Annotated in this window: 18 protein-coding genes; 11 read left to right on the top strand and 7 right to left on the bottom strand. The window is 69.2% G+C overall.

The window, feature by feature from the left end; genetic code table 11:
• Positions 1-42: 42 nt before the first annotated feature.
• Positions 43-666: a DUF2510 domain-containing protein gene (locus tag FHS08_RS13200; RefSeq protein ID WP_167040147.1), complete on the bottom strand. Its 624-nt coding sequence runs from the start codon at positions 664-666 to the stop codon at positions 43-45.
• A 293-nt stretch (positions 667-959) separates the two neighbouring features.
• On the opposite strand from FHS08_RS13200, the gene rpsA reads away from it, so the two are divergent.
• On the top strand, positions 960-2,411 hold the full coding sequence (gene rpsA / locus FHS08_RS13205) for a 30S ribosomal protein S1 (RefSeq protein WP_167040149.1): 1,452 nt from the start codon (positions 960-962) through the stop codon (positions 2,409-2,411).
• A gap of 270 nt (positions 2,412-2,681) precedes the next feature.
• Here rpsA and FHS08_RS13210 read toward each other — a convergent pair whose 3' ends face one another.
• The 3 genes from FHS08_RS13210 to FHS08_RS13220 are packed head-to-tail and all read right to left on the bottom strand — an operon-like array spanning position 2,682 to position 5,070.
• On the bottom strand, positions 2,682-3,350 hold the full coding sequence (locus tag FHS08_RS13210; RefSeq protein WP_167040152.1) for a signal peptidase I: 669 nt from the start codon (positions 3,348-3,350) through the stop codon (positions 2,682-2,684).
• Between the two features lie 15 nt (positions 3,351-3,365).
• Complete coding sequence (locus tag FHS08_RS13215) at positions 3,366-4,487, bottom strand: hypothetical protein (protein WP_167040154.1); 1,122 nt, start codon at positions 4,485-4,487, stop codon at positions 3,366-3,368.
• A 28-nt stretch (positions 4,488-4,515) separates the two neighbouring features.
• Positions 4,516-5,070: an alternate-type signal peptide domain-containing protein gene (locus FHS08_RS13220; protein ID WP_167040156.1), complete on the bottom strand. Its 555-nt coding sequence runs from the start codon at positions 5,068-5,070 to the stop codon at positions 4,516-4,518.
• Between the two features lie 312 nt (positions 5,071-5,382).
• Between FHS08_RS13220 and coaE the strand changes: the two genes are divergently transcribed.
• On the top strand, positions 5,383-5,994 hold the full coding sequence (coaE, locus tag FHS08_RS13225; RefSeq protein ID WP_167040158.1) for a dephospho-CoA kinase: 612 nt from the start codon (positions 5,383-5,385) through the stop codon (positions 5,992-5,994).
• Between the two features lie 48 nt (positions 5,995-6,042).
• On the opposite strand, the gene FHS08_RS13230 is transcribed toward coaE, so the two are convergent.
• Together FHS08_RS13230 and FHS08_RS13235 are read right to left on the bottom strand one after the other, a co-directional pair.
• Positions 6,043-7,545, bottom strand: a complete 1,503-nt coding sequence (locus FHS08_RS13230) for a hypothetical protein (RefSeq protein WP_167040160.1) — start codon at positions 7,543-7,545, stop codon at positions 6,043-6,045.
• Positions 7,542-8,537, bottom strand: a complete 996-nt coding sequence (locus FHS08_RS13235) for a hypothetical protein (protein WP_167040162.1) — start codon at positions 8,535-8,537, stop codon at positions 7,542-7,544. The genes FHS08_RS13230 and FHS08_RS13235 overlap by 4 nt, the downstream gene beginning before the upstream one ends.
• 148 nt (positions 8,538-8,685) lie before the next feature.
• Between FHS08_RS13235 and uvrB the strand changes: the two genes are divergently transcribed.
• Positions 8,686-10,767: an excinuclease ABC subunit UvrB gene (gene uvrB / locus FHS08_RS13240; protein WP_167040164.1), complete on the top strand. Its 2,082-nt coding sequence runs from the start codon at positions 8,686-8,688 to the stop codon at positions 10,765-10,767.
• Between the two features lie 36 nt (positions 10,768-10,803).
• On the opposite strand, the gene FHS08_RS13245 is transcribed toward uvrB, so the two are convergent.
• Positions 10,804-11,049, bottom strand: coding sequence for a hypothetical protein (locus FHS08_RS13245; RefSeq protein WP_167040166.1), 246 nt, complete (start codon positions 11,047-11,049; stop codon positions 10,804-10,806).
• 31 nt (positions 11,050-11,080) lie between these two features.
• Between FHS08_RS13245 and FHS08_RS13250 the strand changes: the two genes are divergently transcribed.
• From FHS08_RS13250 to gap, 8 genes are all read left to right on the top strand, one after another.
• Positions 11,081-11,530 carry a MarR family transcriptional regulator gene (locus FHS08_RS13250; RefSeq protein ID WP_167040168.1) on the top strand — a complete coding sequence of 150 codons (450 nt, stop codon included), beginning with the start codon at positions 11,081-11,083 and terminating at the stop codon, positions 11,528-11,530.
• The gene (locus FHS08_RS13255; RefSeq protein ID WP_167040170.1) at positions 11,527-12,075 is read left to right on the top strand and encodes an ATP-dependent endonuclease; all 549 of its coding nucleotides are present in this window, start codon (positions 11,527-11,529) and stop codon (positions 12,073-12,075) included. Before FHS08_RS13250 ends, FHS08_RS13255 begins: the two co-directional genes overlap by 4 nt.
• 9 nt (positions 12,076-12,084) lie before the next feature.
• Positions 12,085-15,003 (top strand): excinuclease ABC subunit UvrA, encoded by a 2,919-nt coding sequence (gene uvrA, locus FHS08_RS13260; RefSeq protein WP_424960808.1) that lies wholly within the window; start codon positions 12,085-12,087, stop codon positions 15,001-15,003.
• Positions 15,004-15,025: 22 nt separating this feature from the next.
• Positions 15,026-16,933, top strand: a complete 1,908-nt coding sequence (gene uvrC, locus FHS08_RS13265; RefSeq protein WP_167040172.1) for an excinuclease ABC subunit UvrC — start codon at positions 15,026-15,028, stop codon at positions 16,931-16,933.
• Between the two features lie 32 nt (positions 16,934-16,965).
• Positions 16,966-17,850 (top strand): RNase adapter RapZ, encoded by an 885-nt coding sequence (gene rapZ / locus FHS08_RS13270; RefSeq protein ID WP_167040174.1) that lies wholly within the window; start codon positions 16,966-16,968, stop codon positions 17,848-17,850.
• 64 nt (positions 17,851-17,914) lie between these two features.
• The gene (gene whiA / locus FHS08_RS13275; protein ID WP_167040176.1) at positions 17,915-18,892 is read left to right on the top strand and encodes a DNA-binding protein WhiA; all 978 of its coding nucleotides are present in this window, start codon (positions 17,915-17,917) and stop codon (positions 18,890-18,892) included.
• Between the two features lie 171 nt (positions 18,893-19,063).
• Entirely contained in the window at positions 19,064-19,690 is a 627-nt protein-coding gene (locus tag FHS08_RS13280; protein ID WP_167041758.1) for a superoxide dismutase, read from the top strand.
• 104 nt (positions 19,691-19,794) lie between these two features.
• Complete coding sequence (gene gap, locus FHS08_RS13285; protein WP_167040178.1) at positions 19,795-20,805, top strand: type I glyceraldehyde-3-phosphate dehydrogenase; 1,011 nt, start codon at positions 19,795-19,797, stop codon at positions 20,803-20,805.
• Positions 20,806-20,807: the final 2 nt, after the last annotated feature.

Genomic DNA, 20,807 nt, shown 5'->3' on the forward strand with positions numbered 1-20,807 from the left:
GCGTCGGCAGACCGAGCGCCTCTGGCGGCGAGACGGCTTCGATCACAGCAGCGCGAGCGCCTGGTTCCGTCTGACCGCTTCGATCCAGTCGGCGTGCGTGCGCGACGAGCACACGACGCCGAGTCTCGACTCATGGCCGACGTCCTCCAGGAGCAGCACGATCTCGGTGCGGGGGCTCGTCCAGGCGGCCATGAGCCGCAGGTCGCCTCTGCGGACCGCTGCGCCCCACTGGTCCCGCGGCACGCGCCGAGCGGCGGGCTCCCAGACCGGACGGTCGACGACGGGATCGCCGTGGTCCTTCGAGAGGAGCGTCGTGAACGAGCCGAACGCGTCGACATAGTGCTGCGGACTCGGGTAGCGGTCGGCGACGACGTACCGCCCCGCGACGAGGAGCCCCTCGACGTACTCGTAGCCGATGGTGACGCGGCGGGAGTCGATCGTCGACGCGTAGAGCATCAGCCGGTCGTCGCCGTGGAGGAGCGCGGCATCCTCCTGCACGTCGTCGACGGAGTCGCCCCAGCGGGCACTGCGGAAGTCGGGTCGGCCGTCGTCGGCGGGCGCGACGGCGGGTGGGCGCATCCGGTGACGATCGGTCCAGCCGCGTCCGTCCCAGAATGTCTCCCACTCCGCTCCGTCGGGATACCAGCCGGCGGGAATCGAGTTCATGATCACGCTCGCACGAGGACGCAGAAGTATGGACAATGTGGTCTGACCACAATACCGAGCGGTCCTGACAGGACGGTGGGAACCGCGATGACGGGCACAGGGAAGCCTTCGGGGCGCGTCCGCGTTCTGATACCCTGGAGTGTCACTCGTGTGGCTTAGTCGCCGTGCGTTCATGACATCGCAAGAACAATCCGCTTCGCTTCGGCTCGAGGCATCCGTCCGCGCATCTCGCGGGTCGGAGGTCGCGAAAGGCTGAGGCCCGACACCCAAACCCAACAAGGACAACCCACTACATGACTACCGCAACGACCGCCCCGGCCACCAAGCAGGTCGCGATCAACGACATCGGATCTGCCGAGGACTTCCTGGCCGCGGTCGAGAAGACTCTGAAGTTCTTCAACGACGGCGACCTCATCGAGGGCACCGTCGTGAAGATCGACCGCGACGAGGTGCTCCTCGACGTCGGCTACAAGACCGAGGGCGTCATCCCCTCGCGCGAGCTTTCCATCAAGCACGACGTCGACCCCAACGAGGTCGTCAAGGTCGGCGACGAGGTCGAGGCCCTCGTCCTCCAGAAGGAGGACAAGGAAGGTCGCCTCATCCTCTCCAAGAAGCGCGCGCAGTACGAGCGCGCCTGGGGCGACGTCGAGAAGATCAAGGAGAACGACGGCGTCGTGACCGGCTCGGTCATCGAGGTCGTCAAGGGCGGCCTCATCGTCGACATCGGCCTCCGCGGCTTCCTCCCCGCCTCGCTCATCGAGCTTCGTCGCGTCCGCGACCTCACGCCGTACCTCGGCCAGGAGATCGAGGCGAAGATCCTCGAGCTCGACAAGAACCGCAACAACGTCGTGCTCTCGCGCCGCGCCCTGCTCGAGCAGACGCAGTCCGAGTCGCGCACCACGTTCCTCAACAACCTGCACAAGGGCCAGGTCCGCAAGGGCACGGTCTCGTCGATCGTCAACTTCGGTGCGTTCGTCGACCTGGGCGGCGTGGACGGTCTCGTGCACGTCTCCGAGCTGTCGTGGAAGCACATCGAGCACGCCTCCGAGGTCGTCGAGGTGGGCCAGGAGGTCACCGTCGAGATCCTCGAGGTCGACCTCGACCGCGAGCGCGTGTCGCTCTCGCTCAAGGCGACGCAGGAGGACCCGTGGCAGGTCTTCGCCCGCACGCACGCGATCGGCCAGGTCGCGCCGGGCAAGGTCACCAAGCTCGTCCCGTTCGGCGCGTTCGTTCGCGTCGCGGACGGCATCGAGGGCCTCGTGCACATCTCGGAGCTGTCGGGCAAGCACGTCGAGCTCGCCGAGCAGGTCGTGTCGGTCGGCGAAGAGGTCTTCGTCAAGATCATCGACATCGACCTCGAGCGTCGCCGCATCTCGCTCTCGCTCAAGCAGGCGAACGAGTCGGTCGACCCCTTCGGCACCGAGTTCGACCCCGCCCTCTACGGCATGGTCACGGAGTACGACGAGAACGGGGAGTACAAGTACCCCGAGGGCTTCGACCCCGAGACCAACGCATGGCTCGAAGGCTTCGACGAGCAGCGTGAGAAGTGGGAGCAGGAGTACGCCGCTGCCCAGGGTCGCTGGGAGGCGCACAAGGCTGCTGTCGCCAAGGCCCTCGAGGCCGAGGCTGCCGCTCCGGTCGAGACCGGCGGATCGTCGTTCTCCTCCGACTCGTCGAACGTCGGCGGCACGCTGGCCGACGACGAGGCTCTCGCGGCCCTGCGTGAGAAGCTCTCGGGTCGCTGATCGACTGAGCGCGTCGCCGAACGGCGACCGCTAGAGAGGGGCCGGGATGCTGCATCCCGGCCTCTCTTGTCTCCCGGCGTGGCTTGTCGCATGCCCGTCCTGTGCGCGGGTCCGCCGTCCCGAATCGGCCCGTCGAGCCGAGTGCGTCCCGTCCCGCGCTCGATCCGGCCCCCCGGCCGGCTGACCGCGGCGGCGCATCGATGGCCGCGGCCCGCGACGGAGCAGCCTGCGGCGTGTTCGCCTCCCGCGAGGCGGCGCCGACTGCCTTGTTCAGGCGGTCTCGCGCGGCTCCATCGCGCAGGCGTCCTCGGCCAGGCGATCCTTCTCCGCGTCGCGCTCGCGCTTCTTCGCGACCGCTGCAGAGACGATGGTGTATCCCCCGTACGCGAAGAGCGCACCGGCGGCGGTCGGGACGATCCAGTGCTTGTGCTGCACGTTGACCCAGTTGCTGACCCAGCCCAGCAGCGGGATCGAGTACATGAGGACGGCCCGCACCTGCTTGCCGTAGACGGGATCGTCGACCGTCGCGTTCGCGTCGCCCTGCGTCGTGAAGACGAACGTGCCGTCCTGATGCTGCGTGATGCCGACGACGCGGTGCGTCACGAGCGTCGGGTCGAGCGGATATGGCTGGAAGGACACGACATCGCCGATCCGGAGCTCCTCGGGGGTCACGGGTCTCACGATGAGGAGCGTGCCGACGGGGAGGGTGGGCTGCATCGACGGCGACAGCACCGTCAGCGGCACGCCTCCGACGACCTTCGGAACGATGATCGTGAGCACGGCGATGAGGAGCACGAGACCGAGCATGCCGGCACTGATGCCGTACCAGAGCGAGTGCAGGATCGGATGCCGGTCGGCGAACGTGCGCCGCGCGGGTTCGACCTCAGAAGTCGCGGTGCGAACCGGAAGGGTCGTCACCTCGAGGGGTGCGGTGGTCATGCTGCGGCCTCCTCATCAGGTGGCGGTGGGGACGTCGGGCGCGAGAGCCGTCTCCTCGGGCTTGAGCGCCGGCTCGCCGCGTGCGGCCCGCATCGATGACGGGTCGCCGGCGCTCGGCGCCGGCTCGTCGGATGCCGGTGCGTCGGGCACCGACGCCGATTCGGCCTGTGCAGATTCGAAGACCAGGAACCGATCCGACTCCGAGTCGAACCTCGCGAAGAACGTGCCGATCGCGACGATCGTCCCGGGGTCGCCTTCAGGTGTGATGATGACGTCGAACGACTGGCCCGTGTCCGCCGCATCGGGGGTGACGATCCCCGCCGCCCTCAGCTTGCTGTCGTCGACGCGGACGAAGGGGGATCCAGAGCTCACTCCGTCGCGCGTGAAGGTGTGACCGTCGAGCCGCCAGTCGTAGAACTCGTGGGTCGCGCTCTCGAGAGCCGCGAACGCGAAGACCACCTCACGCGGGCTGTTCGAGCCGTCGCCCTCGACGACCGGGGCCGAGGTCTGCTCTTCCGGCGGAGTCAGCTGACCTGCGGGCGGGGGAGGCGGCTCGAGCGGCTCGAGCGGACTCTCCCCCGAGAGAAGCGATGGTCTCCAGTCGTCCTCGGAGCACGAGAGCTGAAGGTCGGTGGAGCTGGAGCGCAAGAACCAGACGGGAACCTGAACGAGAAGAGTCTCGTCCGGTGGCGTCGCTCTCACCGTCACCCAAATCGGGGTGGGCGTCCCGAGCGGGAGGCCGATGACCTCTTGCGCCTTGCTCGCATGGTCTGAGCTGAGCTCCTCGCCGGTCTTGTGGATCGAGTCGAACCATCGCTTCTCCTCGATGCGGGTCTCGCCGACGTACCAGTCCGAGAATCCGCCGAACTGCGTGCCCGCACCCAGGAGCACCTTGCCCCAGCCGCCCCCGTCGGCCCCTCGCGTGCAGGTGCCGAACTGCTCCGGCGTGCCCGGGGTCGGAGCCGGCTGCAACTGGATCACGCCGAGATCCGCCTCGATCGAGTCGCTCCAGAGCGCATACGTGCCCCCAGCGGCACTGAGCACGAGGGTCGCCGCAGCGACCGCGGCCGAAGCCGTGATCAGGGCAGCGCCTGTGCGCGTACGGCGAGGCGCCGTGCGGCGGCTGGGGGCGTTCACTATGCGATCTCCAGTTCAACTAGAGCGGTTACGGAGTCGCGAGGGGGCGCTGCTGGGTGAGCTTGAACGTGATGCCACTCAGCCCGATGGTTGCACCTTGTCCTTCCGCGCCATCGACCGCCTCCTTGTCCCACGACACACGGAGCGTGAAGGGATGGCTGAGGGTGGTGGACCCGCCCGGATTGACATAATCGATCTCGTCGCCATTCACGAACTCAACTTCGATTCCGAGAGCGTCCAGGTCGGCAGAGCCCCCGATCGACCCCGGAACCACCGACAGAATGGCCTGAAGGTTGTTTCCGGTTGCGGTCAATTCGACGTTTCCTCGGTACTCGAGCACGTCGCCCGGCACCATCACAAAATTCCCGATGACGAGCTCTTCTTCTTCTCTCGCATCGGGGGACACGTCCCACCATTTGCCCGTCACACTTTGGGGATCCGTGAACTGGAGAGTCCCGGCAGTGATCACTCCAGCGTCCTGTCCGGGGAGCGTGTCGTTCCACAGCGCGAAGGTGCCTGCCCCGCCGAGAAGCAGCGCACCCCCGGCAGCCGACGCGATCGCGCCCTTTACAAACTTGTTCATCTTTGTCCTGCCAATCGGGTTTGGCGGCAGGGCGAAGCAGTGCTCACAACGGTGTGCGTCGACCTGCCAGGGTGGGGCCGACCGCGCGGGTCGCGGCCGGTCGGGGAGACGATGCCCTATGGACTCCATCGCTTCCACATCTCCAGCCTATGTGGTGAGACCACAGGCCCCCAACTGTGGTCGGACCACCCAGTACATTCCCAGTCGCAGCTTCCCACGGGCCGAAACCGGCCTCCGATCGAGGATGTCTTCGAGCGGTGGCGCGGGGGCGGCGACGACTCCTCCACGTTGGACCGTGGCATTCTCGTAGGCATGCCCCTCATCGCGCTGACCGGCGGGATCGCGTCCGGCAAGTCGACCATCGCGCAGCGGCTCGCAGAGCACGGCGCCGTCGTGATCGACGCCGATCAGGTGGTCCGCGACGTGCAGCGGCCCCGCTCGCCGGTGCTCGACGCGATCGCGGAGGAGTTCGGCACGGCGATGATCCTTCCCGACGGATCGCTGGATCGCGCGGCGCTCGGCACGCGCGTGTTCGGCGACCCCGAGGCAGTCGCCAGGCTCAACACGATCGTGCATCCCGCCGTGCGGGTCGAGTCCTGGCGGCGCTTTGCGGAGGCGTCGGCGGCCGACCCCGAGGCGGTGGTCGTCTACGACGTCCCGCTCCTGGTCGAGGCGCGCGTGGACGACCCTTGGGAGCTCATCGTCGTCGCGCATGCGCCCTCCGACGTGCGGCTGCGGCGACTGGTCGAACTGCGGGGGATGAGCGAGAAGGATGCCGCGGCCCGCATCGCGTCTCAGGTCTCGGACGACGCACGGCTCGCCGTCGCCGACGTCGTCATCGACACATCCGGGAGCATCGACGGGACGCTCCGCCAGGTCGACGAGCTCTGGGACCGGCTGCCGCGACTCATCGCACAGCGCTGAGCGCTCCGACGGGCACGCGGACCTCGCGCGACGTGCCGCGGTCGCCGATCACTCCGACTGCTCGGCCTCCCGCGGGACTGATTCGGCAGACGCGGTCTCTTCCTGCTGAGGCTCGGTCGGAGCCGCCTGAAGGTCGGGCGCCGCGGCGAGCTCGGTCGGCCGGGCCGGCTCGACGCTCGGCCCCGTGTCGGCCTGCGGCGCGGTAGGACCGATCGGCTCGGTCTCGCCCCCCGGTGCGACCTCGCTTGCCGGTGCGCCCTCGCCCGCAGGGACGACGTCTTCGGCGATCTCGGGCGGGGTCGAGGCATCCGTCGCCTTCACGGCGTCGAGCGGCTCGATCGAAACCGCCGACTCGGCAGCCTCGGAGATGCCGTCTCCCACCGTCGCGAGGCTCGCGGGGTCGGTCTCGTCCGGCTCGGGAAGCTTCGTCACGCCGACCGCGTCCAGCGCGGGGAACGGCGTCGGCGGGTCCTTCGGCTCGTAGGGGGGAGCCGCAGCGACCGCTGCGAGGATGGCGGCAGCGTCGATGCCCGCGAAGAGGATGGCTCCCGCCTCCTGGTCGGTCGCGGCATCCTTCGCGATGAGAAGGCGCTCCGCCGTCATCGGCCCGCACCAGCTCGACGGCGGGTCTCCCTGGCCGGTCCACGGCGCCGTGCTCTCGTCGACGTCGAAGGTGCACGGGTCGTCGTAGATCTTGTCGAACCCGTACGGCTGCGAGGCGAAGCCGGCATTGTCGCCGCCGCGCATGCAGGCGATCGTCTCGAGGCCGACCTGATCGCGGATGCTCACGAGCGTGCGGTAGAGATCGCACCACGGCTCGCCCCACCCCGGCGGTTCGTTCTGCGGGTACAGCCGCTCGGATGCCGCGTCGGTGTCGACGCGGTCGAGCGCCTGCGTGCCGTACACCTTGACTGCTCCCGCGAAGTACGCGCTTCCCAGATCGGGCCGCTCGACGCAGTACGCGAGCCCCGAGACGTACATGACGAGATAGCGAGGCCCGCCTTCTTCGCTGAACTGCCACATCTGGTTGCCGACCGTGTCGCTCATGTATGTCATGGCGGCGCGGCATCCCGCGCGGAGCCTGCCGTAGGCAGGGCCGTCGTTGCCCGTCGGGCTCTGGTCGGTGGGCGGGAGCTGCCAGACGTAGAGGTTCGGCTCGTCACCGCCGCCCGGGGACGCCGTCGCGCCCGTCGCGCCGGCGTCCCGGTTCGCGCTCGTGCCGCTCCGGCTTCCCGGCATCCCGCTCTGCACGGTCCGCGAGCCGCCGCCCCCGCCCGATCGGCCGGCATCCGCGATCGGGGTGCTTTCGTCCGGCGCTGTGCCGGGGTCGTCGACGCCAGGGGCGTCGGTTCCGGCATCCGGGACAGGATCCAGCGGATCGGGCGTGACTGTGTCGCTCCGCGCCCCCGGATCCGTCCCGCGCGCATCGGGCGTGCTCGTCTGCGCGTCGCCGCCGCCAACGAGCGGCGAGTACTCGCCGCAGCCGGACGTCAGCAGCAGCGCCGCGCACAGCGCGATCGCCTGCGCCGCGCGGGCAGAGGTCGTCTTCATGATGGTTCCTCCTCACAGGGCGGGTACTCGGCGGCGCGCGCGGCGCCGGACGTATCCCGGACGAACGTGTAGCGGATGCCTTCCGACGTCATGGGGAGGATCACGACGACGCCGTAGTCGGGGGTCCAGCCGTCCGAGACCAGGAAGTAGTTGCCGCCCGTCGACTCGAGGTACTTCAGTCCGCGATAGTGATAGCGCGTGCGGCCCTCGTCCTCGGGGCACGACATGCTGACACCCGGCGCGACGATGTCGAGGGGCTCGGCGCTGTCGACCTCCAGGCTCGGCAGCTGCGACACCCGCGAGGGGAACGCCTGGGCGATCTGCGTGCCCTCGACCATCGCGAAGTTGGTGGCCGACCAGAACAGCCCGATCGCGACGAGCACTGCGATCGACCCGCGCAGCACGCCGTCCGTGAGCGGCGCGAACGGCGTCGCATCGGGCAGGACGGCGCGGAGGTTGAGGGCGTAGAGCAGAAGGAGCAGCCCCGCGGCGCACACGAGCGGGGCGGCGATGAACGTCGCGGCGTAGCCGACGAGCCCGAGAACGATCCCGAGCGCGAAAATGCCGACAGCGACCGTCCACAGCCATCGGGCGACGAGCACAGCCACGCGATCGTCCTCGCCGAGCCGCCGCCGGCGGCGCCACCACTGGTCGAATGCCACCCACGCGAGACCCGTCCCGGCCGCGGCGAGCGGCAGGATGAACACCGACTGCACGCTGCGGCGCAGGTAGTCGTCCACCGTCATGCCCAGGATCGCCTCGTCGATGCCCAGGGCGCTCGCGAAGCGGTCGCTGCGCACCCAGCCGAAGTACACGAGCAGGGCGGTCAGAACACCGACGTTCGCCACGACGGCGAGCAGCGCCTTGACCACGCCGCCACGAAGGGCGCGCGTCTCGGACGACTCTCTCGGCGTGTCGCCGGAGTCGGCCGCGTCGGGATCCCCGGCGGGCGCCAACGTCTCAGGAGGACGCGCGGCGGTCGCAGCTTGCATGCTCTCAAGAAGCCCGGAGGACGAGATCTGATACATGGCTGAGCCGTCGTGGGGCGCACAGGCGGAGATCGGGCCGAGACGGCGGGCGCGGCATCCGCCTGCCGCGAACTCCCGACCCGGTGTCGGAGCCCGCGTCTACGCTGGAACGATGCAGACGACTCGGAGCGTGCGGCCGTTCGAGGTCGTGAGCGACTACGCGCCCAGCGGCGACCAGCCCCAGGCGATCGCACAGCTCGCGGCGCGCATCAACGCGGGCGAGACGGATGTCGTGCTGCTCGGCGCGACCGGCACGGGCAAGTCGGCGACGACGGCGTGGCTCATCGAGCAGGTGCAGCGCCCGACCCTCGTGCTCGCGCACAACAAGACCCTCGCCGCGCAACTCGCGAACGAGTTCCGCGAGCTCATGCCCCACAACGCGGTCGAGTACTTCGTGAGCTACTACGACTACTACCAGCCCGAGGCCTACGTCCCGCAGACCGACACCTTCATCGAGAAGGACTCGTCGATCAACGCCGAGGTCGAGCGGCTCCGGCACTCCACGACGAACTCCCTCCTCTCGCGCAGAGACGTCGTCGTGGTCTCGACGGTGTCGTGCATCTACGGCCTGGGCGCGCCGGAGGAGTACCTGCGCGCGATGGTCGCGCTGCAGGTGGGGGAGCGGTACGACCGCGACGCGCTCATCCGCAAGTTCATCTCGATGCAGTACAACCGCAACGACGTCGACTTCTCGCGCGGCAACTTCCGCGTGCGCGGCGACACGATCGAGATCATCCCGGTGTACGAGGAGTACGCGATCCGCATCGAGCTCTTCGGCGACGAGATCGAAGCGCTCTACATGCTGCATCCGCTCACGGGCGACGTCGTCCAGCGGCTCGACTCCGTGCCGATCTTCCCCGCATCGCACTACGTGGCAGGAACAGACGTCGTCCAGCGCGCGATCGGCACGATCGAGGACGAGCTCGCCGAGCGCCTGAAAGAGCTCGAGTCTCAGAACAAGCTCCTCGAGGCTCAGCGCCTGCGCATGCGCACGACGTTCGATCTCGAGATGCTGCAGCAGCTCGGCTTCTGCTCCGGCATCGAGAACTACTCCCGGCACCTCGACGGCCGCGCGCCCGGCGAGCCGCCCCACACGCTCCTCGACTTCTTCCCCGACGACTTCCTCCTCGTCATCGACGAGTCGCACGTGACGGTGCCGCAGGTGGGGGCGATGTATGAGGGGGATGCCTCGCGCAAGCGCACGCTCGTCGAGCACGGGTTCCGCCTTCCGTCGGCACTCGACAACCGGCCGCTGCGGTGGGACGAGTTCAAGAACCGGATCGGCCAGACGGTGTATCTCTCGGCGACGCCGGGCCGCTACGAGATGGGCATCGCGGACGGCATCGTCGAGCAGATCATCCGTCCCACGGGCCTGGTCGACCCGCAGATCGTCGTGAAGCCGTCGAAGGGGCAGATCGACGACCTCCTCGAGGAGATCCGCCTCCGCGCGCAGCGCGACGAGCGCGTGCTCGTGACCACCCTGACGAAGAAGATGGCCGAGGAGCTCACCGACTTCCTCGGCGAGCACGGAGTGCGTGTGCGCTACCTCCACTCCGACGTCGACACGCTCCGCCGCGTCGAGCTGCTCACCGAGCTGCGCGCCGGCGTCTACGACGTGCTCGTCGGCATCAACCTGCTCCGCGAGGGCCTCGACCTGCCCGAGGTCTCGCTCGTCGCGATCCTCGACGCAGACAAGGAGGGGTTCCTGCGCTCGGGCACATCGCTCATCCAGACGATCGGCCGAGCCGCGCGCAACGTCTCGGGCGAAGTGCACATGTACGCCGACAACATGACCGACTCGATGCGCAACGCGATCGACGAGACCGATCGTCGCCGCGACAAGCAGCTCGAATACAACCGCGTCAACGGCATCGATCCGACGCCGCTGCGCAAGCGCATCGCCGACATCACGGAGGTGCTCGCCCGCGAAGGCGCCGACACCGCCGCCATGATGTCGCGCAAGGATGCGGTCATGTCCAAGAGCGGCAAGGGGAAGAGTCCGACTCCCAATCTGCGCCGAGAGGGCATCGCGGCGGAAGGGGCCAACCAGCTCGAGGCGACGATCCAAGACCTGTCGAACCAGATGCTCGCGGCCGCAGGCGAGCTCAAGTTCGAGCTCGCAGCGCGCCTTCGCGACGAGGTGCAAGACCTCAAGAAGGCGCTGCGGGCGATGGAGCGGGCAGGCCACGCCTGACGCTGTCGGGCCGGCGACGTCGTCAGCGGCGGCCGGCTACGGACAGTGCATGAGCGGCTTCGGCCCCGATCGGTCGAACGTGTGCTGCGACATCGCGGCGCCGCACAGGGGGCACGGCCGGTCGGCGCGCGACGGCTCCGGCGTCGTCTCGTACGGACCGACGGATGCCGGGCCGGCGAGCTTGATGAGGCGCGCGTTGAGCCACGCATACCAGCCGCCGGCTTCGCGGACGCGCTCGCGGAGGGGACGGCGGGACTCGGCATCCATTCGTGTCATGAACATTAGTGTACTAAACAAACCGTAGGATGGACTCGTGGATGCGCGCGACGGACTGCTCAAGCTCGAGAACCAGCTGTGCTTCGCCCTCGTGACGGCGGCGCGCAACGTCGTGTCGATCTACCGGCCGGTCCTCGAGCCTCTCGGGCTGACGCATCCGCAGTATCTCGTCATGCTCGCGCTGTGGGAGCGCTCGCCGCGGTCGCTGAGCGACCTCGCCGATGAGCTGGCGATGGAGCCCGCGACCCTGTCGCCGCTCGTCAAGCGGCTCGAGGCTCAGGGCCGTGTCACCCGGTCGCGCCGTGCGGACGACGAGCGCGTGCTCGACATCGGGCTGACCGACGACGGTCGGGCCCTGCGCGATCGCGCGCTCGACGTGCCGGAGCAGATCATGCAGCGCGTCGGGATGGATGTCGCACAGCTGGCCGCGCTGCGCGACGGCCTCGCGCCGTTCGCGGGCAGCCGGCCTCCGATGGGCCGGACGTGACCGTCGTCCTCGTCGAGGGGGTGAGCGACCGCATCGCGCTCGAGACGTTCGCCGCACGCCGGGGGATGCCGCCGCCGCGGATCGTCGTGGTCGGCGGGTCCAAGGGGGTGCGCCGCATCCTCGCGACCCTCGCAGACGAGCATCCGGTCGGGCTCGTGGACGCAGGGGAGCGAGCGGACTTCGAGCGCGACGTCGCTGACGTCTTCGTCTGCGACCCCGATCTCGAGGCCGAGCTCGTGCGCGCGCTCGGGGTCGCCGGCGTCGAGGCGGTGATCGATGCCGAGGGCGAGCTCGCGTCGTTCCGCCGGCTCCAGCGACAGCCTGCGCAGCGCGGCCGGGCGGTGGAAGCGCAGCTCGCGCGCTTCTTCGGCGGAAGGAGCGGCAACAAGGTCCGGTACGCGGGGCTCCTCGCAGCGGCGGTCCCGCTCGACCGCATCCCTCCTCCCCTCGCCGCGCTGCTCGCGTCGCTGGAGAGCGAGTCGCCGCGAACCCCCGGGTCCGCTGCGGCGCATTCGCCCGGCCGCGGTGTCGGAGGCCCCGCCTAGACTTGACGGGTGCCCATCTCACCCGTCGTCGTGCCCGGAAACTCCCATGTCACTGGAGTGACCGGCGGCAAGCTCAGCGTGCGCGGCGCCCGGGTCCACAACCTCAGGAACATCGATCTCGACATCCCGCGCGACGCGCTCGTCGTCTTCACGGGGCTGTCCGGCTCGGGCAAGTCGAGTCTCGCCTTCGACACGATCTTCGCGGAGGGTCAGCGCCGCTACGTCGAGTCGCTGAGCGCCTACGCGCGTCAGTTCCTCGGCCAGGTCGACCGCCCGGACGTCGACTTCATCGAGGGCCTCAGCCCCGCCGTGAGCATCGACCAGAAGTCGACGAACCGCAACCCGCGCTCGACCGTGGGCACGATCACCGAGATCCACGACTACATGCGACTCCTGTGGGCGCGCATCGGCATCCCGCACTGTCCCGTGTGCGGCGAGGTCATCCAGAGGCAGACGGTGCAGCAGATCGCCGATCAGCTCATGGAGCTTCCCGAGCGCACGCGCTACCAGATCGTGGCACCCGTCGTGTCGCAGAAGAAGGGCGAGTTCGTCGACCTCTTCAAGGAGCTCGGCGCGAAGGGCTACGCGCGCGCGATCGTCGACGGCGAGCTCATCCAGCTCGCCGAGCCCCCCGTGCTGAAGAAGAGCTACAAGCACGACATCGCGGTCGTCGTCGACCGGCTCGTCGCGAGCCCCGACATCCTGAGCCGAGTCACCGACTCGGTCGAGACGGCGCTCGGGCTCGCGGGCGGCATCATGCAGGTCAACTTCGTCGACGAGGAGGGGGATGCCGCATGGCAGAGCTTCTCCGAGAAGCTCGCGTGCCCCAACGGCCACCCCCTGCAGCTCACCGAGATCGAGCCGCGCACGTTCTCGTTCAACGCCCCGTTCGGGGCGTGCCCCGCGTGCTCGGGCCTCGGCACGAAGATGTCGGTCGACGTCGACCTGATGCTCGGCGACGAGGATCTCTCGATCGCCGAGGGCGTGCTGCTGCCGTGGACGACGCAGGGCAAGGGGCTGTTCCAGTACTACGAGCGGCTGCTCGAGGGACTCGCGCGCGACTTGAACTTCTCGCTCGACACGCCGTGGCGCGACCTGCGCGTCGACGTGCAGGATGCCGTGCTCCGCGGCGAGAACTACAAGGTGACGGTCCGCTGGAAGAACCGGTACGGCCGTGAGATGCGCTACGCATCGGGCTTCGAGGGCGTCGTCCCGTACATCGAGCGGCAGTACCTGCAGGCCGAGACCGACACGCAGCGACAGCGCTGGTCGGAGTACCTGCGGGAGGTTCCGTGCCCCACGTGCAACGGCGATCGGCTCAAGCCCGAGGTCCTCGCCGTGCTCGTGCACGGCCATTCGATCGCCGAGGCGTCGCGCCTGAGCCTGGCCGACGCGCAGCAGTACTTCGCGACGCTCGAGCTCACCGACCGCGAGGCGAAGATCGCGGCGGCCGTCCTCCGCGAGATCAGGGCGCGGCTCGACTTCCTGCTGCAGGTCGGGCTCAGCTATCTGAGCCTCAGCCGGTCCGCCGGATCGCTCTCCGGCGGCGAGGCGCAGCGCATCCGTCTCGCCACCCAGATCGGGTCGGGTCTCACGGGCGTGCTGTACGTCCTGGACGAGCCGAGCATCGGGCTCCACCAGCGCGACAACCGACGCCTCATCGAGACGCTTCTGACCCTGCGAGACCTCGGCAACACGCTCATCGTCGTCGAGCACGACGAGGAGACCATCCACGCGGCCGACTGGATCGTCGACATCGGGCCTCGCGCGGGCGTCGACGGGGGCGCCGTCGTGCACTCGGGTCCGCTCGCCTCGCTCCTCGAGGACCGCGACTCGATCACGGGCGACTACCTCGCCGGCCGTCGTGAGATCCCCACCCCGGCCAAGCGCCGCCGCATCGACAAGAGCCGCCAGATCACGGTCGTCGGCGCACGCGAGAACAACCTCAAGAACGTCACGGTGGACTTCCCGCTCGGTGTCCTGACGGCGGTCACGGGGGTGAGCGGATCGGGCAAGTCGTCGCTGGTCAACGGCATCCTCTACGAGGTCCTCGCGACCCGGCTCAACGGAGCGCGCCGCGTCGCCGGCAAGCACACGCGCATCACGGGGCTCGACAACCTGGACAAGGTCGTGCACGTCGACCAGGCTCCCATCGGCCGCACGCCGCGCTCGAACCCCGCGACCTACACGGGGGTCTTCGACCGCATCCGGACGCTCTTCAGCGAGACGCCCGAGGCGAAGGCGCGGGGCTACCAGCCGGGCCGGTTCAGCTTCAACGTCAAGGGAGGGCGCTGCGAGGCGTGCTCGGGCGACGGCACGATCAAGATCGAGATGAACTTCCTGCCCGACGTGTACGTCGACTGCGAGGTCTGTCACGGCAAGCGCTACAACCGCGACACGCTCGCCGTGCACTACAAGGGCAAGAACATCGCCGAAGTGCTGGAGATGCCGATCGCCGAGGCGGCGGACTTCTTCGAGCCGATCCAGGCCATCCACCGCTACCTGAGGACCCTCGTCGACGTGGGTCTGGGCTATGTCCGCCTCGGGCAGTCCGCGACGACGCTCAGCGGCGGAGAGGCGCAGCGCGTCAAGCTCGCGACCGAGCTGCAGCGTCGGTCGAACGGACGCTCGGTGTACGTCCTCGACGAGCCGACGACGGGCCTGCACTTCGAGGACGTCCGGCGCCTTCTCGAGGTGCTCGGCGGCCTCGTCGACAAGGGCAACACCGTCATCGTCATCGAGCACAACCTCGACGTCATCAAGTCGGCGGACTGGGTCATCGACCTGGGGCCCGAGGGCGGATCGGGCGGCGGCACGATCGTCGCGACGGGAACCCCCGAGCAGGTCGCGCGCAACGAGCAGAGCCACACGGGCCTGTTCCTCGCCGAGGTGCTCGCCGGCGCACCAGCCGTCCGCAAGGCCGGCTGAGCGAGAGTCGGAACCCGACCGAATGGCAGAACAGCTTCCGTACAAGCCGAAGCAGGGGGAGATCCCGACCAACCCGGGCGTGTACCGCTTCCGCGACCGCGACGGACGCGTCCTCTACGTCGGCAAGGCGAAGAGCCTGCGCTCGCGGCTGTCGAACTACTTCGCGCCGCTGCACACGCTGCACGAGCGCACCCGCCGGATGGTGCTGACCGCGGCATCCGTCGAGTGGACGGTCGTCGCGAGCGACGTCGAGGCGCTCCAGCTCGAGTACATGTGGATCCAGGAGTTCTCGCCGCCCTTCAACGTGCGCTACAAGGACGACAAGTCGTACCCGTTCATGGCCATCACGCTCGCGGACGAGGCGCCGCGCGTCATCGTGACCCGCAACCGCCGCATCCCGGGGGCGAAGTACTTCGGTCCGTATCCGAAGGTCTGGGCCGTGCACGACACGATCGACCTCATGATCAGGGTCTTCCCGATCCGCACGTGCTCGGACGCGTCGTACAGGAAGGCGATGACGACCGGCCGGCCGTGCTTCCCCGGCCAGATCGGCCGCTGCGGCGGCCCGTGCTCGATGAAGGTCACGGTGGAGGAGCACCGCGCCATCGTCGACGACTTCGTGTCGTTCATGTCGGGGGGCGACCAGCGCTTCACGCGCGAGCTGACCCGTCGCATGCGCGAGGCATCCGCCGCGATGGACTACGAAGCCGCGGCCGTCTACCGCGACAGGCTCCAGGCGATCGAGGCGGTGCTGAACAAGAGCGCCCTCGTCCTCGCGGCGGACACGGATGCCGATCTCTTCGGCATCGCGGAGGACGAGCTCGCCGCCGTCGTGCAGCACTTCGTCATCCGCGGCGGTCGCGTGCGCGGCGTCCGCGCCACGACGATCGAGAAGGAGCTCGACATCTCGGGCCCCGACCTGGTCGACCAGGTGCTGCAGCGCACGTACGGCGACGCGGCGGCCGCAGACATCCCGCGGCAGGTCCTCGTCCCCTCGCTCCCCGAGGATGCCGCAGACCTCGAGCTGTGGCTCCGGGAGCGACGCGGCCGGAACGTGACGATCCAGGTGGCGCAGCGCGGGCGCAAGGCCGAGTTCATGAAGACCGCGACGCTCAACGCGCAGCAGGCGCTCATCCTCCACAAGACGCGCCGCACGAGCGACTACGTCGCACGGACGCAGGCCCTCACGGACCTGCAGGAGGCGCTGGGTCTGGCCGAGGCGCCCCTGCGCATCGAGTGCTTCGACGTGTCGCACCTGTCGGGCACGAACGTCGTCGCGTCGATGGTCGTCTTCGAGGACGGGCTGCCCCGCAAAGACCAGTACCGCTCCTTCTCGGTGTCCGAGACGACCGACGACACGGACTCGCTCCACCAGGTGCTCATGCGTCGCCTCGCCTATCTCGACAGGCCGGAGGACCCCGAGCCCGAACCCGAGGTCACGGCCGACGGCGAGGTCGTCGTCGCGCGGCGCCGGCCCCGCTTCGCGTACCGGCCGCAGCTGCTCGTCGTCGACGGCGGCCGGCCGCAGGTCGAGGCCGCCGCGCGCGCCCTCGCCGACGCGGGCCACGAGGAGATCGCCCTGTGCGGCATCGCGAAGCGCCTCGAGGAGGTGTGGCTGCCGGGGGAGGACTATCCCGTCATCCTTCCGCGCACCTCCGAGGCCCTCTACCTGCTGCAGCGGCTCCGCGACGAAGCGCACCGCTTCGCGATCACGCATCAGCGCCGGCGCCGGCGCCGCGACATCCAGAGCGTGCTGTCGGAGGTCCCGGGCCTCGGCGACGCGCGCATCAAGGCGCTGCTGCGGCACTTCGGGTCGGTGACGGCGCTCAAGCGGGCGACCCCGGACGAGATCGAGCAGCTCCCCGGCGTCGGCCCCAAGCTCGCGGCCGCGATACACGCCCATCTGCGCGACGCCTCCGCCGTCGTCTGAATCGCTAGGCTGAACGCGACGATGGGGGAGTCATGGTCGACGAGGAGCAGCGGGACCGCGGGGAAGTGCTGATCGTCACCGGCATGTCCGGTGCCGGGCGCACGACCGCCGCCAACGCGCTGGAGGACCTCGACTGGTACGTCGTCGACAACCTCCCGCCGCAGATGCTCAAGCCGCTCCTCGAGCTCACCGGCCGCGCGGGCGGAGCGCTGCCGCGCGTCGCGGTGGTCGTGGACGTGCGCGGACGCGACCTGTTCGCTCATCTGCCCGAGGTGACACGTGCGCTGCGCGACGCGCGCCAGCAGCTGCGAGTCATGTTCCTCGACGCCTCTGACGACGTGCTCGTCCGCCGCTTCGAAGCGGTCAGGCGCCCGCATCCGCTGCAGGACGACGGGACGATCCTCGACGGCATCCGCCGAGAGCGCGAGCGGCTCGCGGTCGTCAGGGAGAGCGCCGACGTCATCATCGACACGTCGGCGTTCAACATCCACCAGCTCGCGACGGCGGTCGTCGACCTCTTCGCGGAGGAGGACTCGGCACGTCACACGGTGACCATCATGAGCTTCGGATTCAAGTACGGGCTCCCGCCGGATGCCGATCTCGTCGCCGACATGCGATTCCTGCCGAACCCCTTCTGGAGCGAGGATCTGCGGCCGCTCACGGGTGAGGACGATGCCGTGCGCGAGTACGTGCTGGCCCAGCCGGGCGCCCTCGAGTTCGCCGACGCGTACGCCGCGGCGCTTCTGCCGGTCCTCGCGGGCTATCAGCGCGAGAACAAGCGGCACTCCGTCGTCGCCGTGGGGTGCACGGGCGGCAAGCACCGCTCGGTCGTGATGGCCCGCGAGCTCGCGGCTCGACTCGAGGGGACACCGGGTGTCGCCGTCCGTGTGAAGCATCGGGACCTCGGCCGGGAGTAACGTCGGCGGCGGTCGCGGGTAGGCTAGTCGCTTGTCCCATGATCCCCCGACTGCGAGGAGACCCGTGTCGCTGACCGCTGACGTGAAGGCCGAACTGACCTCTGTGCGCGATCCGCGTCCGTCTGCCCGTGTCGCGGAGCTCACGTCGCTGCTGCGCTTCTCGGGCGGTCTGCACTCGATCGCGAACCGCGTCGCCGTCGAGGCCGAGCTCGAGTCCGATGCGCTCGCGCGTCGCGTCGCCCGCGACCTGATCGAGCTGTACGGCGTTCGCCCGGAGCTCGTCCACGTGCAGGGGTCGGGGGCGCGCAGCGGCAGCCACTACGCCGTGCGCGTCATCGAGGGCGGCGAGACGCTCGCGCGCCAGACGGGCCTGCTCGACCAGCGTCGACGCCCCGTCAGGGGTCTGCCGAACAAGCTGACGACAGGCTCGCGCGCCGACCTCGCAGGCGTGTGGCGCGGCGCGTTCCTCGCGGCGGGCTCGCTGTCGGAGCCCGGGCGGTCCGCGGCGCTCGAGATCACGTGCCCCGCACCGGAGGCCGCGATGGCCCTCGTGGGCGCGGCGCACCGCCTCGGCATCCCCGCGAAGGCGCGAGAGGTGCGCGGAGTGCCGCGCGTGGTCGTGCGCGAGGGCGAGGCGATCAGGCTCGCCCTGGCGCACATGGGCGCGCAGCGCGCCGCAGCCGAATGGGACCAGATGCGTCAGCGGCGCGAAGTGCGGGCGGGCGTCAACCGGCTCGTGAACTTCGACGACGCCAACCTCCGCCGCTCCGCGCAGGCCGCCGTCGCGGCGTGCGCGCGGGTCGAGCGGGCGCTCGAGATCCTCGGCGACGACGTCCCCGAGCACCTTCGCGAGGCGGGTGCGCTGCGGCTCGCGCACCGCGACGCGAGCCTCGACGAGCTCGGCCACCACGCAGAGCCGGCGCTCACCAAGGATGCCGTCGCCGGCCGCATCCGGCGCCTGCTCGCGATGGCCGACAAGAAGGCCGAGGTCGACGGCATCCCCGGCACGGAGTCGGCCGTGCCCGCAGGCGCCGAGGACTGACTCCGCCCGGCCGCCGGGGATCGCCGGTCGAGGGGCACAGGCCATCGCCTGGTAGACCACGTCACAGGCGGAAGCAACCCCCTCCTTCCCGCGTTGCCGCTCACTAGGATGAGGATCGTCACCCTCGCCCGCGCCGAGGATCTCGACGCAGAGCCGACAAGGAAGAAGAATATGGCGAAGTACAGCTTGCCCGACCTCCCCTACGACTACGCAGCGCTCGCGCCGCACATCAGCGCGACGATCATGGAGCTGCATCACGACAAGCACCACCAGGCGTACGTGACCGGCGCCAACACGGCGCTCGACCAGCTCGCGGAGGCACGCGAGAAGGGCGATTTCGCGTACATCAACAAGCTCGAGAAGGACCTCGCGTTCAACCTCGGCGGCCACACGAACCACTCGATCTTCTGGACCAACCTCTCGCCGGACGGCGGCGACAAGCCGACGGGCGATCTCGCGTCGGCCGTCGACGACCACTTCGGCTCGTTCGACAAGTTCCAGGCCCAGTTCACCGCCGCGGCGCTCGGCGTGCAGGGATCGGGCTGGGCGGGGCTGTTCTGGGACTCGATCGGCGAGAACCTCATCATCCAGCAGTTCTTCGACCAGCAGTCGCAGTTCGCCGCGGGAACCGTGCCTCTGCTCCTGCTCGACGTCTGGGAGCACGCCTACTACCTCGACTACAAGAACGTGCGCGCCGACTATGTGAAGGCCTTCTGGAACATCGCGAACTGGTCGAACGTTCAGGATCGCTTCACCGTCGCCCGTGAGAAGTCCCAGGGCCTGCTGGTACTGTCGTGAGCAAGGCGGCCGTCCCGGCGGACGAGTCCGCCGGGACGCCGTTGTCCATCGTTTGAGATCGCAATAGACCGCGCTTCGCGCACGACACAATCAGGAGATCTTCCGTGACTGTCAAGATCGGAATCAACGGCTTCGGCCGCATCGGACGCAACTTTCTCCGCGCGGCTCTCGCGCAGGGTGCGGACCTCGACATCGTGGCGGTGAACGACCTCACCGACAACAAGACCCTCGCGCACCTTCTCAAGTACGACTCGGTCGGCGGGCCGCTGAGCGAGTCGGTCTCGTACGACGGGGACTCGATCACGGTGGGCGACAAGACCATCAAGGTCTTCGAAGAGCGCGACCCCGCGAACCTCCCCTGGGGCGAGCTCGGCGTCGACATCGTCATCGAGTCGACCGGGCGCTTCACGAAGGCCGAGGACGCGAAGAAGCACATCGCCGGAGGTGCGAAGAAGGTGCTCATCTCGGCTCCCGCCAGCGGCGACGACGCCACGATCGTGATCGGGGTGAACGAAGAGACCTACGACCCCGAGGCCGACGTGATCATCTCGAACGCGTCCTGCACGACCAACTGCCTTGCGCCCCTGGCCAAGGTCTTCAACGACGCGTTCGGCATCGAGCGCGGCTTCATGATGACGGCCCACGCCTACACCGCCGACCAGAACCTGCAGGACGGCCCGCACGGCGACCTGCGCCGCGCACGCGCCGCAGCGATCAACATCGTCCCGGCCTCGACGGGCGCGGCCAAGGCCATCGGACTCGTGCTCCCCGAGCTCAACGGCAAGCTGAGCGGCTCGTCGTACCGTGTGCCCGTCCCGACCGGCTCGATCGTCGACCTGACGATCGTCACCCCGACCGAGGGTCTCACCGTCGAGCAGATCAACGCCGCCTACAAGGCCGCTGCCGCCGAGGGACGCCTCAAGGGCATCCTGGAGTACACCGAGGACCCGATCGTCTCGAGCGACATCCAGCTCAACCCGCACTCGTCGATCTTCGACTCGGGGCTCACCAACGTGAGCGGCAACCTGGTCAAGGTGTCGGCCTGGTACGACAACGAGTGGGGCTACTCCAACCGCCTCGTCGACCTGACCGAGCTCGTCGCCGACAAGCTCTGACC

The organism is Microbacterium ulmi (genome assembly GCF_011759705.1).
Taxonomy (GTDB): Bacteria; Actinomycetota; Actinomycetes; order Actinomycetales; family Microbacteriaceae; genus Microbacterium; species Microbacterium ulmi.